The organism is Burkholderia plantarii, assembly GCF_001411805.1.
In the GTDB taxonomy this organism is placed as follows: Bacteria; Pseudomonadota; Gammaproteobacteria; order Burkholderiales; family Burkholderiaceae; genus Burkholderia; species Burkholderia plantarii.
The window spans coordinates 2142408-2157110 of the sequence record NZ_CP007212.1; the positions used below are offsets into that span (position 1 = coordinate 2142408).

Consider the following 14703-nt stretch of genomic DNA (forward strand, 5'->3'; position numbering starts at 1 on the left):
CAATCGCGCGCCAATCCGCGCTCGTTCGTCGTGAAATTCAACTCAATGAACACTCAAGCCCGTCAAGCTCTCGTGCATTCGATGCGCATGCCCCAGGAAGGATATTTCCCCGGGCGCTGAGGGCTTTTTGCTTCTAAAAAGGGACGCCGCGGGCGTCCCTTTTCTTTTTTGGAGCGGCAAATGACGCATCGTTACATCACCACGCCAATTTACTATGTGAACGATCGCCCCCATCTGGGCCATGCCTACGCCAGCGTACATGCCGACATCATGGCCCGTTACCTGCGGGCCGCCGGACATGAGGTACTGCTGCTCACCGGCGCGGACGAGCACGGCGAAAAAATCGCCAAGGCCGCGATGCTGGCCAACGAACCGCCTCACGCGTTCGCGGAACGCCACGCACGGACGTTTGAAGAAGCCTGGCGGCGCTTGGCCGTGGAACCGGACCTGTTCGTTCGCACCACCGCGCCCGCACACGCCAAGGTCGTCTCCGATTGCCTGACGCGGCTCTTCGAGGCCGGAGAAATCTATCTGGCCGACTACGAAGGACTTTACTCGGTCGGCCAGGAGCGCTTCGTCACGGACAAGGAACTGGTGAACGGCAAGCTTCCCGAGGACAAGGAGCCGCCGGTGTTGCGGCGCGAACCCAACTATTTCTTCCGCATGGAGGCCCACCGTGACTGGATGCGCCAACTATTGCTGGACACCCCGGACCTGATTCAGCCTGCGCACTATCGCAACGAAATCCTGACGCTGCTGGAAGAGCCGATAGGTGACTTGAGCATCTCTCGTCCGGTGGATCGGCTCGACTGGGGCATCCCGATTCCGTGGAATGCCGAACACGTCACCTACGTCTGGTTCGACGCGCTGCTCAGCTACATTTCACCGCTCGGCTATCCCGAGCAATCCGTCTTCGGTGATTACTGGCCATCGGTGCGGCACGTCATCGGCAAAGACATCCTGCGTACGCATACCCTGTTCTGGCTGAGCATGACGCATGCGCTGGGAATCCCTCCGTATCGACGCTTGCACGTCTCCGGACACCTGCTCGGCGCCGACGGCCGGAAGATGAGCAAATCGCTCGGCAACGGCGTCGATCCGCTGGAGGCGGCGGACATGTACGGCGTCGATACGCTGCGCTACACGCTGATTCGCGAGGTCAGCTTTGGTTTTGACGGAATAATCAGTCACGCCGTGATTGAACAGCGGCTGAACCGCGACCTCGCCGACGACTTGGGCAACCTCGTGGCCCGCACGCTTGCCATGGTGACGCGGTACCGCGGCGGAACGGTGCCTGCGCCGAAGGCGAACGAGGCGCCGGAAGAACGGATCATCGCGCGGGCGAGCGAGTTGCCAGCCACCGTTCTGGCGCTGGTCGACGAGATGAAACCGGGCGGTGCCGCGAAGCGGGTGATGGAGTTCGTAACCGAGCTGAACGGCTACGTCGCGAGTCGCGCGCCATGGGGGCTGGCGAAAGACGCCGAGGCGTCCGACCGGCTGGATACGGTGCTGTATACGCTGGTGGAAGCGATCCACGGTGTGTCCAACCTGCTTTCCCCGGTGATGCCCGGCAAGATGGCCGAGCTGCGATCGCTGCTCGGCGCCCCCGCTGAATTGCGCTGGGGCTTGCCGTGGGGCCATGGCGTGAAGCCGGGAAGCAAAATCAGGGAGGGCATCCTATTTCCGAAACGGACGAGCACGGACACCGTAACGGCATGAGCAACCCGATCACGGCGACGGCGAACTTCGAACGGGTTGGCCGGGCGTCGTCACGTGAACGGTCGCTGACGGCATCCTTGTGGGTCCGCTACCGGGCGGCAGTCATCCGCGAACTTGCCGGCATGCGATGGCGGCTGCATTTCGGGTAATGAAGTGCTGCACGCGAAGCCAGGCCGAAAATGACCGGCCAGGCCGCGCTCAGAGCAAATTCCGGATCATCACCGCCACCCACCGCCAGGCGCCGCCGCAGCCGGCGGCCCGGCAGCGCGCGTCGGGATCCGCCAGAAGGCGGCCATTGGCGTCGCTCACCGGACTCGAATGGTTCACGAAGTACGCCACGCTGTCCTGCAACGGATCGAGCCCACCCTCGGGGACGTCTATCCACAGGCCGTTTTCGGTATTCAAGCGGGCCGACAGCGAATCGAAATTGAAACTGCCGAGATAGTATCGATGCCCGTCGATGACGACCAGCTTGGCGTGCATCATGCGGTTCTCCCGATCGGAATATTCGCGCACGTCGATCCCGGCCCTCACCAGGCCGGGCAGATCGTCGGCATAGGCGCGCCCGACCGCGGGAAATTCCTGCGCGACGCTCGCCAGCGAGGCGCTCACCAGGGTCACCTTCACCCCCTCGCGCTGCTTGCGTGCAAGCGCCTCGCGCAATTCCGGCACGAGGATCAGGTAGGGGTTGATGATCAGGATTTCGTGCCGCGCCGCGGCGAACGCCTGCAGCATGTCCCGCAACGTGCCCGGTGAGTGCTTGTCGGGCCAGTCGTGGACATAGCGCAGGCGATCGCAGGCAATCGGCATCGAGACGGGATCGACATAGGCAGCGGGCGCATCGGGCGCGGATGCGTCTGTCGCCGCGGCCGCGGCGTCGGGCGGCGCCAGCAGCCACGCCCGCCAATCATGGATGCGCGCCAGATCCAGCGTCAGATACCCGCGCGAAATCCGATAAGGACTGTCGACCTCGAGGAATTTTTCCGGCTCGGGGCGAACCGCTTGCGGGCTATTCCAGAACAAGTCGAAATGCTGGTGCATGGCGTGCAGCGAGGATGCGTCCTGGCCGGCGTCGCCCGACACCAGCAGATCGCGCTCGCTGAGCCAGTTGCGGAAGCTCTCGTCCCAGATCGAGGTACTGCCGATCACGGCCGTGTTGCCCACCAGGAACAGCTTGTCGTGCATGCGATGCGCAAGCTCCACGAGATCCGGTCGCGGATGGAAGATCCGCAGTTCGATACCCGGAGCCACCTGGTGCAGGGCGACGATGAGCTCGTCCTCGAACGGGAAGTGCGGCTCGGGGCCGATGCCGTCGATCAGCAGCCTGACAGGCACGCCACGGCGCGCGGCCTCGACCAGATGGCGCAGCAGCACGCCGCCGGTCTGATCGATTTCGAAGATGTAGGCAAGAATGCGGATCGGCTCGGCGGGCGTGGCATGGTCGATCAGCGCAATCCGCGACTGCATCAACTGGCCGTCATCGAGACTGGCGACCAGGTCGACACATTGCGCGTGGCCATGCCGGGAAAACGCAAACACGCATGTCAGGATGAGCGCCAGCTTTTTCGTCGGCGTCATGATGTGGCGAACCGGCTCGACGAGTCTCGGGGCCTGCGTCCTTGAAAATCCGGACGGATTGGTTGCGTTGGCGCGGTCAAGGGGTTCTCGGTGACTTCGAGAAGGTGAATGGAACGGCGAGTCGGAGAGGGTTGCCGTGGACAAGAAAGACATCGGCGCAATCGACAGTATCGCGTTGCGCAATGATCGATTGTCGCCGATCTGTGAGCCCGGCCTCAACAACCGCCTACGGCCGACCATGGTCTGAAGCGTTTTGCGTCGGCGAGGCCGATGGCGTCGCGCCGCGAGGGACCCAGTGCGACACGAGGCACGCACTGATCGACGCGCTCGCTCGCGGCCGGTCGATCAGATCCGCAGGGCAAACCAGCCGGTGCGCCGGGTTGATCTGCTCGCGCAGCGGCAAGCGAAAGGCATCTCCCGCTGCCGGCGGCGTCATCGAATCAATCCACACCTCATCAGGATATAAATTATTCACATATTAATATTCATTTTTTCCGAAAACCGTCGCCATCGTTTGTCACTCGCCGCCTTATTGCCGATGATTCTCGGCATTGTTCGGCAACGACCATCCAAAATGATAATCGAGTGATTCTGTTTTTCCGCCCTGTCAGCCCTGACAGGATGTATCTACGGTATTCGGTGTATATATTGCCGTGGCAGATGCGCGACCAACGCGCTGAACTGCATTACTCACAACCACGCAAAATGGAGATCAACATGGCAAATGTCCCGCTCACCGGCACCTATACTTCGTCGGACAAGAATTTCACATTCAAAATCACGTCCGCCGATCCGTCCAATGGCGTCATCGCCGGCGGCTATGGCACCAAGTACAGCCCGATCGGTGCGTTCAATTCCGAAGGCAACGTCGGGCACTATGGCTGGGTGTTCAGCAAGTCCCAGGGCAAGGACGGCGTCGCGCCGTTCAACATCAGCTTCGGCGGCAGCCAGCGCCCCGACCAGCGCCCCTACAACATCGTCGATAGCTGGAATGGCGCTTATCTGACGGACAACACGATCATTGCCGAAGGTACGCGCGCCTTCGTCAATAGCGATGGCGTGGTGGAAGTCGGCAGCCTGGGCACGCTGAAGTTCACGCTCGGCTAACCGGTTTGTCATGACGCCGGCGGCGGCAAGGCATCGCCGCCGCATCGATGCAACCGTGGCATCCGTGACATTAACCGGCTTCATTGAATTTCGCCCCGCAGGTTTGACCAGTCGATCCCGAGCATTTTGTTTTATCGAAGCCTAAAATTCACGCTTTCGGTCACGATTTCGCAACGCTCAACAATCCTGCGATTATGTGTCCGTTATTGCAAACAAGCGACCTGCCCAAGCATTCAAGGGCTCGCCTCACTCGCCCGCGCTCGAAAATTCATTATCTAAAACGGCAATGCCGCAAGCTTTCAGGCGGCAGATTACCCGGCCGGATGTCCGCGGCAGGCCGCGGCGCGCCTCGAGCGGGACCGGGCCGACCACGGGCGGCCGCGAATCAGGAGTTCCGCCCGACGATCGGTCGGCACGATGTCCGCACGCAGTCGGCGCCGAAGTAACGCACGGCGCGAAAACGATGCAGGCCGCTCACGGGCAACCGGAGCGGCCTTTCTCGTTTCAACCGGGGCACGCGACAAGACCCGCGTCGAGACGCTGCCACGTCGGCACATCGCAGATGAAGCGCGGCGCCGGCGTGCAGGCCGTGCCATCAGGTTCGACGATCGCCGCCAGGTGCGACGCCGGGTGCCTCGCCCGGTGTGCCGGACCCACTGACGACCATGCATCGCGCGGGAGCAACGGCGCCGCCACATCGCCTTAAGTATCCGTTAATTTCCGCGCCCTATCTTTGCCAGCACCGGACAGGTGATGCATGCGAAAGCCGGTCCGGGTCGTCATCCAAGTCGATGTTCTCGAAAGGAGAGTTGAAATGCGAATCCAGAGAAAAAGGAATGCAGCAGCCTGCCTGATGGCCGCGGTCGCCCTGTCGGTCGGGATCCTGCCGATTCATTACGTATTTGCTTCGACATCCGAACCGACTGCCATGAGGCAGGATTTCACGAAGCTGTCCGACGCCGGCAGTCACGCCATGGACGATGTGGGCGCCGCACGTTCCGCGCTGTTCAATGGCGATCCGGACGGCGCGGCGCACCTGCTGGCCCAAGCCAAGGTGGCGATGAAAGCGGCCGCATCCGACGATTCCGCATTTCTGCGGGCGGCATCGTCGCTGACCGACGCGGCAGGAAAACACCCGAGTCCGGCCGGCGAGGCGCGGACAGCGTGGCTTCCAGTCGCCGGCGATGTGACGATCCTCGACAATTTCGCCAGCCAGCCGATCAAGGCCAAGGCCGTCGAACACGCCAATGCGGCCTTGAAAAGCGGCGATCGCGGCGCGGCGATCCGCGCCCTCAAGCTCGCCGACGTCAACGTTGATTACACCGTTGACGTGGTGCCGCTGGCGACGACGGCCACGAGGATCGACCAGGCCTCGGCGTTGCTGGACGCGGGAAAGTATTACGAGGCCGGACAGGTGCTGCGCCAGATACAGGCAAGCGTGCGATTCGATCATCTCGACATCAATGCGATACCGCAAACCGCGAGTCGTGGATAAGGCCCGTGAGTCGTCCCTGGAGCCGGGCGTTTCGCTGATTTCCCGATCGGCGAACCACCAGGAGCAAGCCGACACGCCCAATGCCCGGCTCCCCGGCTCCCCGTCGCCCCGCCCGGGCCCATCGACCGGACGTTCGCCCCGGCGTCGGGTCGACCCGGCTCACGTCGGCAAACGCGTACTGGATGGAACACCATGCTGCGAGAGAGACTTGAATCGCATCTGAAATGGTTGATGGAAATTTGCGAGATGCTCGGCCTCGTCGTCATCGGCCTCGGCACCGCGATCGCATTGGCGAATCTGGTATGGAGCGTCATCCGCACGGAGCAGGTAACCCTCACCGACCTGCTGCTGATGTTCCTGTTCCTGGAAGTGTTTGCGATGGTGAGCCAATATCTCAAATCCGGTCAGTTGCCGGTGCGTTTTCCACTGTATATTGCGATCGGTTCGATTGCGCGAGACATCATCCTGCGGGCCGCAACGAATACCGAGGCGCATCTGCTTGCCTCCGCCCTTGCGGTGGTATTGATGGCGACGGGGGTACTCGTGATTCGATATGGGCAGTGCAAATTCCCCGGCCAATCTTCCGAGCGGAAACTCGACGAGATGAGTCAATGAGTTAGACAGGCGCCCGGGGCGAGGCGAGATGCCCCGCGAGACCGTGAACGATGGCGCTTGCCGATTGGCACAGGGAGTCCGTCGGTTCCCGGTTCCGATTCGGCGCCCCAGGCGCTTGGTCTGATTCTCCGATCGAAACCATCTGCCCGGGACCGCCGACAGGCCGCTTCCGCCTGCTAGGCGGCGGTGGCCTGAATCAGGCGAAGGCCCCACCCCGTCTGGAGCCGCCCGTTTTCATCCTGCAAGGGCGCAAGCGCCGGCCATAGTTCTCGCTTGAGCCGTGCGCGTGCCTCCTCCGGCATCCTGTCGGCATCGTAGGTATCAAGCATCTCCAACCAGAACTGCTCGGGCGCAGGTGTCCAGTCGATCTCGATGTCCTCGAACACGACGTCAACAAATTCACGTCCCAGAAGTTCCCGCCACCCGCCTTCACTGCGGGTGCGTGCGTCGCCGAGCGGCAACCGCGGGAGGTGAGTCTTCGCAATCGGCTTGAAGACGTCCAAAAAGACCGTACCGATCCTTCCCGTCAAGAAGGTGCGTCCGACGACAGCGGAAAAGGTGCCGTTCCGACGCAATACACGGCGGATCTCGCGGATTACCTGCTCGATATCATCCATCAACATGAGCGCCATGTGCGACAGCACGTAGTCCACCGAGCCGCTATCGAGCGACATCTGCTGGGCACGCTCTTCAAGCAGGCGAATTCCGCGCGGCAATCCTTGCCGGGCGGCGCTCAACTCGCCGTCACTCATGTCCACGCCGATCAGTTTCGTTTGCGCATGCCCCCGGTCGTTCAGAATTCGCAATAGCGGCCCGTCGCCACAAGCCAGGTCCAGCACCGTCCGCGGCATCGCATCGTTTGGCACGCGATGCGCCAGTGCATGATAGGAAGATGCGTATTCCGCCTGCCCCGATCGTGCAGGTTGATCGCCGAAGGCGCGACCTGTCGCGCCCGCCCGGCGGCGATGGAAGTCCTTCAAATAGATTTCCGCGCTGGAGTTCATCCTGGCGCCGTTCGATGGGTCATTGACTTGGCGGCACGCTTGATCGTTGCGGCACGGTCATTGTGAGTGAGCCGGGCCACGATGTCGAATGTCTCAAAAACGGCCGGCAGCCGACCGACGTGGCGTCGGGGCTGGTTGCGACACCCCCGGCGATGGCTCCGGCACCGGTCATTTCCCCACGGCAGGATAAATCAACAGAAACGCGGCGAACGTCGTCATCCGGAATCGCATTGCGTAAAAGGATTTTACGATCGGGATTTGTCTCAAAAAATCAGGAGATTCGTCAAATTGTGCTTACGATTCGTGCCGACAAGAATGCGGCCTGCGTGACGGACATGCCGTCCATCTCGCGTTTCAACCGATGACGAGGATTACCACCCAATGCATAAGCGTATTTCGATCGCGATTCTGATTTTCGTTTGCACCCAGTTCGCCGGCTGCATCGCCGCCTATTACCGTTGAAGGCCGCGATGCGCATCGACTGGGCGCTTGTGTTGTTGCTGACGGTCGGGCTTTCCGGCTGCGTCAGCCTTTACTACCGTTAATCAAACCGGGTTTGCAATGAAATATCCGTTACTCGCCCTGCTCGCCTGCTCGGCCCTGGCGGGGTGCATCAACCTGTATGGGCCGGGCGCGCGCGGCGGCGGCTTCGCCAGCAGCGACAGCCAGCAAGCCGATCAGCAAAACAGCGGCAAGGGCGCCGCGGCGAAGGGCACCGGCGGTCAGTCGAATCAGCCGATCGTGATCGGCAATCGCAAATACGAGGAAGTGCTGGAGAAGGTCGGCCAGTTTTACGCCGACCAGAAGCTGGCCGTGCGCGTCGACGACCGCGAGACCGGCTTGGTCGCCTCGGCCTATTCGACCTATCCGAACGCGGGCAACTTCCTCGATTGCTCCGCGCTGAAGCAGACCTCGAACGTCACCAATACGCTGAAGGTGATCACGCGCGTCGATCAGGCCGACCAGGGCGTGACGGTGTCCGTCGACGTAAGCGGCACCGCGAGCGTGATCGCCGACGGCAAGGCGAAGGTCGCGCGCGTGGCCTGCCGCTCGAAGGGCGTGCTGGAAGCGGCGCTGGCGGCGGCGTTGCGGAAGTAGCAGCGCTGCATCCGGGGGCTGCCGGGGCACGGTGCCGGGTTCCCCCTTGGGCGTCGCGCTCAGGCTGCCCGATCCCGCACGTCGGATCAGCCTCGCGGCGCCGCTCCCGGACTCGCCGCTCCCGGCGCCTCATGCAAGCGCTGCAGAAATACCTTCAGCCCTTCCAGCAGCGGCGTCACCGCCTGCCACAGCGCCTCGTCGTGCAGCAGCCGATACGCGCCCGTCACGCCGGGCGCCGCATCGCGATGCTCGGCGGGCTGCCAGTTCGCGACGTGATTCACGGCGTCGGTCGCCGCGAACGCGAAGCGGCCGAGCTGGTCGGCCGGGATGCGCGACAGCGCCGTCAGCAGCACCGCGAGGTTCTGCATGCCGGCCTGGACTTCCGGCTGGCTCAGGCCGCCGAGCATCTCCGCGACCTGGCTGTTGGCATCGACGAAGTCGTGCGCGACGCGCAGGAAACCGCGCTGGTGAAGGCTGTCGAGCAGCTTGCCGAGCGCGTCGTGCGCCTCGGGCGCCGAGCGCGGCGCGGCGGCCGGGGTGTCGGGACGTTCGATCATGGGCCTCTCCGGGCGCTCGTGAAATGGGCTCCCATTGCAGCAGCGATCCGGCGTCGATGCCCGGCCCGCACCGGCGGCCGGCAACCGTCCCGCCACGCGGCGCGCGACGAACCCGGCGCGCCCTGCCACTGCCCGGCGCCCTCGCCCCGCCAGCCGTCGCGCCGGATTCGCCTGCAGCGACATGGCGAGCCCGGCGGCATCACGCACGCTTCGCGCAGCGCGCGGCGGAGCACGCCCCATGCCCGCCGCCTGTTTGACATTCCGGCGCCTTCATCCCGTCAATCGACCAGCACGCCATCGCGCGCCACCACCCGCCCCGCGGCCACCACCAGCCGCCGTGCCGGCCGCGCCGCCACCGCCTCGGCCGGCGTGGCCGCCTCCACCAGCACGAGATCGGCACGCGCGCCCGGCGTGAGCCCATGGTCGGCGAACCCGCAGCCGCGCGCGCCCGAGCCGGTCACGCAGTCGAGCGCGACGGCCAGCTCGTCGTCGCGGCGCAGGTTGTAGCGCATGCCGATCAGCATCGCGCGTTCGAGCATGTCGGGGCGGCCATAGGGCGTCCACGTATCGCGAATCCCGTCGTTGCCGCCGGCCACGGTCACGCCGGCCGCGCGGCAGGCCAGCAGCGGCGGCACCTCGATGTCGGGCGGCGCGCTCGTCACGAGCGCCACCTCGAGCGCGGCCATCCGCGCCAGCAGCGCGTCGCGCGCGGGCGCGTCGACGCCGCCGAGACAAAAGCCATGGCTGACGGCCACGCGAGCGCGCATGCCGAGCGCGGCGGTGCGATCGAGGATCGCGTCGAGCGACGCGGCGCCCGTCGCCCCGCGCTCGTGCAGATGCAGGTCGAGGCCCTTGCCGTGCCGCTCGGCGAGCCCGAACAGCAAGTCCAGCGCCGCCGCCCGATCGCCCTCGATCGCGCACGGATCGAGCCCGCCTACGCAATCGGCGCCAGCACGCAGCGCCGCGTCGAGCAGCGCCGCGGTGCCGGGGCGCGCCAGCACGCCCGACTGCGGGAACGCCACGACCTGGATTTCCATCGTGCCGCGCAGTGCCTCGCGCGTGGCCAGCACGCCCTCCAGGTGCTTCAGCCCCGCCTCGGTGTCGATGTCCACGTGCGTGCGCAGCCGCGTGGTGCCGGCCGCGAGGAACGCACGCGCCAGCGCGAGCGACTGGCGCCCCGCGTCGTGGCCGCTCGTCGCGCGCCAGCGGCGCTCGAACTCGATCCGGTCGACGAGCCGCGGCCCCACCTCGTTGCGAAACCACGGCATGCCCCAGTGCGTCTTGTCGAGATGCGTATGCGCCTCGACGAGGCCCGGCAGCGCGAGCGCGCCGCCGCCGTCCTCCACGACGCAGCCGGGCGGCGCGTCGAGCGCGGGGCCGAACGCGGCAAAGCGATCGCCGTCGATGCGGAGGTCGGTGCTCGCGCCGCTCGCGAGCCGGACGTTGCGGATCAGCAGTGAAGTCATCGTGTCGTCGGAATCGGTTCGAGGAAAAAGCCGCGCCATGCGGAACGCCGACGACCAGGCGCCGGACCGAAGCCGCTCACAGCATCGTCACCGGCAGTTCCGGCTCGAGCCGCTGCCAGACGAAGCCGATGTGCTCCAGCATCAGCCGCCGCGCCTCCTCGGGCCGGCGCGCGCGGATCGCCTCCCACAGCGCCAGATGCTGCCCGAGCAACTGCCCGGAGGACTGCTCGCGCAGCGCCACGAGCCCGGTGTTGTTGAGCGAGATGTGGGTGTGCAGCATCTTCGCGAGGCTGCCCTGCAGGTGCCGCAGCATCGCGTTGTGCGAGGCGCTCGCGAGCGCCGCGTGGAAATCGCCGTCGAGCCGCGAGCCGCGTTCGTGGTCGCCGTCGCGATGCGCGTCGGCCATCGCGTCGATCACGGCCTGGATGCGCGCGAGATCGTCGTCGGTGGCGCGCATCGCGGCCAGGTAGGCGGTGGTGCCTTCCAGCATCAGCCGGAATTCGAGCATGTCGGGGCGCAGCTCGGGATGCTCGCTGACGAGCTGCCGCCACGGCGAGATGAGCCCGGTCTGGAGCCGGTCCGAGACGTAGAAGCCCGACATCGGCCGGCTCGTCAGCAGCCCGCGCGCCACGAGCCGCTGCAGCGCGGTGCGCACCGTCGAGCGCGCGGCGCCCATCGCCTCGGCCAGCTTGCGCTCGCCCGGAATCCGCTGGCCGGGCGCCCAGACGCCCTCGATCAGCCGGGTTTCGATCTCGCGCATGATCCGGTCGGTCTGGTTGAGCGTCTTCATCAGGGTGTTTTCACGGGGAGCGGTGCCGGCTGGCGGCGCGTAAACTGGTCGTACCAGTTTGCCGGAACGCGGCACGGCTGTCGATCATGGCGGTCACCGGTTGACGGCGCCCGAGCAAGGCGGCGGCAGCCTCCGCCCGCGGCGGCGTTCGCGCGGCGGCACGACCCCACGATGGCACCCGCTCCCCCACGGCGGTGCCCGCTTCCCCCGGCAGGAGATTCAAGTGAAGGTGGCCCTGTTCGTCCCGTGCTTCATCGATGCGCTGTATCCGGAAGTCGCCGTCGCGACGCTGGAACTGCTGGAAAAACTCGGCCTCGAGGTCGATTACCCGCGCCGCCAGACCTGCTGCGGCCAGCCGCTCGCCAACAACGGCTGCGAGGCCGACGCGGCCGGCACCGAGGCGCTGTTCGTCGAGAACTTCGCCGGCTACGACTACGTGGTCGGGCCATCGTCGAGCTGCATCCACCACGTGCGCCGCCACCTGACGGCGGCCGGCGAATCGCCGAAGGTGGCCGCGGTGCGCGCCAGCGCCTACGAACTGACCGAGTTCCTGCACGACGTGCTCGGCGTGCGCGAGTTCCCGTGGGCCGCGTTTCCGCACTCGGTCGGGCTGCACAACAGCTGCAGCGCGATCCGCCACCTGCACGCGGCCTCGGCCAGCGAGATTCCCGGCAAGCCGTGGTCGAAGGCGCGCACGCTGCTCGAAGGCGTGCGCGAGATCCGCTTCGCCGCGCCGCGCCGGCCCGACGAATGCTGCGGCTTCGGCGGCACGTTCTCGGTGACCGAGCAGGCGGTGTCGGTGCGCATGGGCCAGGACAAGGTGCGCGACCACCACGAGGCCGGCGCCGAATTCATCGTCTCGGCCGACATGTCGTGCCTGATGCACCAGCAGGGCTGCGCCGCGCGCGAGCAGCGGCCGGTGCGCTTCCTGCACATCGCGCAGGTGCTCAACGGCCTCGACGCCGCGCAGCTGGCCGCGCTCGCGCCGGCCTCGCGCGGCCGGGCCGCGCCGGGCACCGGCCGCGGGGAGGCACGCGCATGAGCAAGACGATCCGGGTCGATCACGCGAAGGCCGCCGAGGCGTTTCTCGCCAAGACCGAACACGTCGCGTTCCACGACCGCCGCCTCTGGGACCTGCGCATGAAACGCGACGCGCAGGCCGCCTCGATCGACGAATGGGAAACGCTGCGCTCGCTCGCCTCGCAGATCAAGGAGCACACGCTCTCGCGCCTGGCCGACTATCTCGCCCAGTTCGCCTCGAACGCCGAGGCCAACGGCGTAACGGTCCACTGGGCGCTCGACGCGGCCGAGCACAACCAGGTCGTGCATGACATCCTGGCCTCGCATGGCGTGACGACGCTGGTCAAGAGCAAGTCGATGCTGACCGACGAATGCGAGCTGCGCGAATACCTCGGCCCGCGCGGCATCGACGTGATGGAAACCGACCTCGGCGAGCGCATCCAGCAGCTCGACCACCAGCCGCCCTCGCACGTGGTGGTGCCGGCCGTCCACAAGCTGCGCGGTGACGTGGCCGAACTGTTCGGCCGCACGCTCGGCACCGATCCCGCCAACGACGACATCCACTATCTCGCCGAGAGCCAGCGCGTCACCACGCGCCCGGCCTTTCTCGCGGCCGGCGCGGGCATGACGGGCTGCAACTTCGCGGTGGCCGAGACCGGCACCGTGGTGGTCTGCACCAACGAGGGCAACGCCGACCTCTCGGCCAACGTGCCGCCCGTGCATGTCGTCTCGATCGGCATCGAGAAGCTGATCCCGCGCATCGCCGATCTCGGCGTGTTCGTGCGGCTGCTCTCGCGCAGCGCGCTCGGCTCGCCGATCACGCAGTACACCTCGCACTTCCGCCGCCCTCGGCCGGGCACCGAGCTGCACTATGTGATCGTCGACAACGGCCGCTCGGCGCGCCTCGCGATGGACGATTTCTGGTACTCGCTCAAGTGCATCCGCTGCGGCGCCTGCATGAACACCTGCCCGGTGTACCGGCGCAGCAGCGGGCTGTCGTACGGCAGCACCTACGCGGGGCCGATCGGCGCGATCCTGAACCCGGCCTACGACCTGAAGCGCTTCAGCACGCTGCCGTTCGCCTCGACCATGAACGGCAGCTGCAGCAACGTCTGCCCGGTGAAGATCAACATCCACGAGCAGCTCTACAAGTGGCGGCAGGTGGTGGCCGAGGAAGGCGAGCTGCCGCGCGTGAAGCGCGGGCTGATCAAGGTGGCCGGCAAGCTGCTCGCGAACCCGTCGCTGTATCGCGCCTCGGTGCGCTCGCTGCAGGGCGCCCTGCACCGCCTGCCGAACCTCGTGCTCTACAACCCGCTCAACACCTGGGGCAAGGGCCGCGAGCTGCCCGACGCGCCGCGCGAGACGTTCCGCGACTGGTACGAGGCGCACCGCGGCAAGGGCGCGCCGCATGCCGTTTCGACCGCTTCAAACGCTTCAGCCGCCTCGGTCGCCTCGGTCGCCTCAGTCGCCTCAACCACCTCGCCCGTGCCCGCCGCATCGCAGGCCACCGCGAACGCCGCAGACGACGACCGCCACGCCGCCGCGAACCACGACAAGGAATCGACATGAGCACCTCCCGCGAGGAATTCCTGATGCGCGTGCGCGCGGCGCAGCGCGTGGCCGTGCGCGACGATGACGGCCCCCTTGCGGGCCGCGTCGCCGCCGACGATCCGCATCCGCTGCCCGAGCTGCCGCGCTTCGCGACGCCCGCCGGCGGGCGCCTCGAGCGCTTCTGCGCGAATCTCGCCACGATGGGCGGCCGCCACGCGGCGCCCGCCTCCCCCGCCGAGCTGCCCGGCTGGTTCGCCGAGCGTTTCCCCGGCCACACGCCGCTCACCGCCACGCCCGAGCTGACGGGTGCCGAGCCGCTCGACCCGGCGCGCCTGCCGGCCTCGCTGCACGAGGTGGAAGTGGGCGTGGTGCGGGCGCGCTACGGCGTGGCCGAAACCGGCTCGGTCTGGCTGTCGGACGAGGAATATCGCGTCAACGCGCTCGGCTATCTGGTCCAGCACCTCGTGGTGCTGCTCGATCCGGCCGACATCGTCGACGGCCTGCAGGACATCTACCGCCTCGGCGACTTCCACACCGCGAACTACGCGGCGCTCGTGACCGGCCCGTCGGCCACGGCCGATATCGAGGGCGTGCTAATCCAGGGCGCGCAGGGCGTGCGTTCGCTGACGGTGCTGCTGCTGGCTCGGCCCGGCGGCTGAGGCACTGCGGGCGACGACGACGCGAGCCGTGCCGGAAGACGGCG

At 66.3% G+C, this 14703-nt stretch carries 14 protein-coding genes; 9 read left to right on the forward strand and 5 right to left on the reverse strand.

The features are described from left to right. Positions 1 to 180 precede the first annotated feature (180 nt). Entirely contained in the window at positions 181 to 1719 is a 1539-nt protein-coding gene (metG, locus tag bpln_RS09150; RefSeq protein WP_055138640.1) for a methionine--tRNA ligase, read from the forward strand. After that, complete coding sequence (locus bpln_RS36655) at positions 1716 to 1868, forward strand: hypothetical protein (RefSeq protein WP_158512017.1); 153 nt, start codon at positions 1716 to 1718, stop codon at positions 1866 to 1868. Before metG ends, bpln_RS36655 begins: the two co-directional genes overlap by 4 nt. 49 nt (positions 1869 to 1917) lie before the next feature. Here bpln_RS36655 and bpln_RS09155 read toward each other — a convergent pair whose 3' ends face one another. Beyond that, positions 1918 to 3297: a phospholipase D-like domain-containing protein gene (locus bpln_RS09155; protein ID WP_055138641.1), complete on the reverse strand. Its 1380-nt coding sequence runs from the start codon at positions 3295 to 3297 to the stop codon at positions 1918 to 1920. Between the two features lie 717 nt (positions 3298 to 4014). Here bpln_RS09155 and bpln_RS09160 point away from each other — a divergent pair. From bpln_RS09160 to bpln_RS09170, 3 genes are all read left to right on the forward strand, one after another. After that, on the forward strand, positions 4015 to 4404 hold the full coding sequence (locus bpln_RS09160) for a hypothetical protein (RefSeq protein WP_055139488.1): 390 nt from the start codon (positions 4015 to 4017) through the stop codon (positions 4402 to 4404). An 814-nt stretch (positions 4405 to 5218) separates the two neighbouring features. Beyond that, positions 5219 to 5899: a YfdX family protein gene (locus bpln_RS09165; RefSeq protein WP_042624971.1), complete on the forward strand. Its 681-nt coding sequence runs from the start codon at positions 5219 to 5221 to the stop codon at positions 5897 to 5899. Positions 5900 to 6091: 192 nt separating this feature from the next. Further along, positions 6092 to 6514 carry a phosphate-starvation-inducible protein PsiE gene (locus bpln_RS09170; protein WP_042624972.1) on the forward strand — a complete coding sequence of 141 codons (423 nt, stop codon included), beginning with the start codon at positions 6092 to 6094 and terminating at the stop codon, positions 6512 to 6514. Positions 6515 to 6690: 176 nt separating this feature from the next. Here bpln_RS09170 and bpln_RS09175 read toward each other — a convergent pair whose 3' ends face one another. Further along, on the reverse strand, positions 6691 to 7518 hold the full coding sequence (locus bpln_RS09175; RefSeq protein ID WP_055138642.1) for a class I SAM-dependent methyltransferase: 828 nt from the start codon (positions 7516 to 7518) through the stop codon (positions 6691 to 6693). A gap of 561 nt (positions 7519 to 8079) precedes the next feature. Here bpln_RS09175 and bpln_RS09180 point away from each other — a divergent pair. Next, entirely contained in the window at positions 8080 to 8616 is a 537-nt protein-coding gene (locus tag bpln_RS09180) for a hypothetical protein (protein WP_042624974.1), read from the forward strand. A gap of 86 nt (positions 8617 to 8702) precedes the next feature. On the opposite strand, the gene bpln_RS09185 is transcribed toward bpln_RS09180, so the two are convergent. From bpln_RS09185 to bpln_RS09195, 3 genes are all read right to left on the reverse strand, one after another. Further along, positions 8703 to 9173 carry a hypothetical protein gene (locus bpln_RS09185; protein WP_055138643.1) on the reverse strand — a complete coding sequence of 157 codons (471 nt, stop codon included), beginning with the start codon at positions 9171 to 9173 and terminating at the stop codon, positions 8703 to 8705. Between the two features lie 278 nt (positions 9174 to 9451). After that, on the reverse strand, positions 9452 to 10639 hold the full coding sequence (locus bpln_RS09190) for an amidohydrolase family protein (protein WP_042624976.1): 1188 nt from the start codon (positions 10637 to 10639) through the stop codon (positions 9452 to 9454). A gap of 76 nt (positions 10640 to 10715) precedes the next feature. Beyond that, positions 10716 to 11429 (reverse strand): FadR/GntR family transcriptional regulator, encoded by a 714-nt coding sequence (locus bpln_RS09195; RefSeq protein WP_042624977.1) that lies wholly within the window; start codon positions 11427 to 11429, stop codon positions 10716 to 10718. 223 nt (positions 11430 to 11652) lie between these two features. Between bpln_RS09195 and bpln_RS09200 the strand changes: the two genes are divergently transcribed. Genes bpln_RS09200 through bpln_RS09210 form a run of 3 tightly spaced genes read left to right on the forward strand, consistent with a single transcriptional unit; the run spans position 11653 to position 14659 of the window. Then, entirely contained in the window at positions 11653 to 12471 is an 819-nt protein-coding gene (locus tag bpln_RS09200; protein ID WP_055138644.1) for a heterodisulfide reductase-related iron-sulfur binding cluster, read from the forward strand. Continuing rightward, a complete protein-coding gene (locus bpln_RS09205; protein ID WP_055138645.1) occupies positions 12468 to 14018 on the forward strand; it encodes a lactate utilization protein B in 1551 nt (516 codons plus the stop codon). The genes bpln_RS09200 and bpln_RS09205 overlap by 4 nt, the downstream gene beginning before the upstream one ends. Then, a complete protein-coding gene (locus bpln_RS09210) occupies positions 14015 to 14659 on the forward strand; it encodes a LutC/YkgG family protein (protein WP_082465244.1) in 645 nt (214 codons plus the stop codon). Before bpln_RS09205 ends, bpln_RS09210 begins: the two co-directional genes overlap by 4 nt. Positions 14660 to 14703: the final 44 nt, after the last annotated feature.

What these genes read in the sequence shown, in the direction of transcription:
- metG (WP_055138640.1), top strand. Translation starts at nt 181, where the DNA reads ATGACGCATCGTTACATCACCACGCCAATTTACTATGTGAACGATCGC.
- bpln_RS36655 (WP_158512017.1), top strand. Translation starts at nt 1,716, where the DNA reads ATGAGCAACCCGATCACGGCGACGGCGAACTTCGAACGGGTTGGCCGG.
- bpln_RS09155 (WP_055138641.1), bottom strand. Translation starts at nt 3,297, where the DNA reads ATGACGCCGACGAAAAAGCTGGCGCTCATCCTGACATGCGTGTTTGCG.
- bpln_RS09160 (WP_055139488.1), top strand. Translation starts at nt 4,015, where the DNA reads ATGGCAAATGTCCCGCTCACCGGCACCTATACTTCGTCGGACAAGAAT.
- bpln_RS09165 (WP_042624971.1), top strand. Translation starts at nt 5,219, where the DNA reads ATGCGAATCCAGAGAAAAAGGAATGCAGCAGCCTGCCTGATGGCCGCG.
- bpln_RS09170 (WP_042624972.1), top strand. Translation starts at nt 6,092, where the DNA reads ATGCTGCGAGAGAGACTTGAATCGCATCTGAAATGGTTGATGGAAATT.
- bpln_RS09175 (WP_055138642.1), bottom strand. Translation starts at nt 7,518, where the DNA reads ATGAACTCCAGCGCGGAAATCTATTTGAAGGACTTCCATCGCCGCCGG.
- bpln_RS09180 (WP_042624974.1), top strand. Translation starts at nt 8,080, where the DNA reads ATGAAATATCCGTTACTCGCCCTGCTCGCCTGCTCGGCCCTGGCGGGG.
- bpln_RS09185 (WP_055138643.1), bottom strand. Translation starts at nt 9,173, where the DNA reads ATGATCGAACGTCCCGACACCCCGGCCGCCGCGCCGCGCTCGGCGCCC.
- bpln_RS09190 (WP_042624976.1), bottom strand. Translation starts at nt 10,639, where the DNA reads ATGACTTCACTGCTGATCCGCAACGTCCGGCTCGCGAGCGGCGCGAGC.
- bpln_RS09195 (WP_042624977.1), bottom strand. Translation starts at nt 11,429, where the DNA reads ATGAAGACGCTCAACCAGACCGACCGGATCATGCGCGAGATCGAAACC.
- bpln_RS09205 (WP_055138645.1), top strand. Translation starts at nt 12,468, where the DNA reads ATGAGCAAGACGATCCGGGTCGATCACGCGAAGGCCGCCGAGGCGTTT.
- bpln_RS09210 (WP_082465244.1), top strand. Translation starts at nt 14,015, where the DNA reads ATGAGCACCTCCCGCGAGGAATTCCTGATGCGCGTGCGCGCGGCGCAG.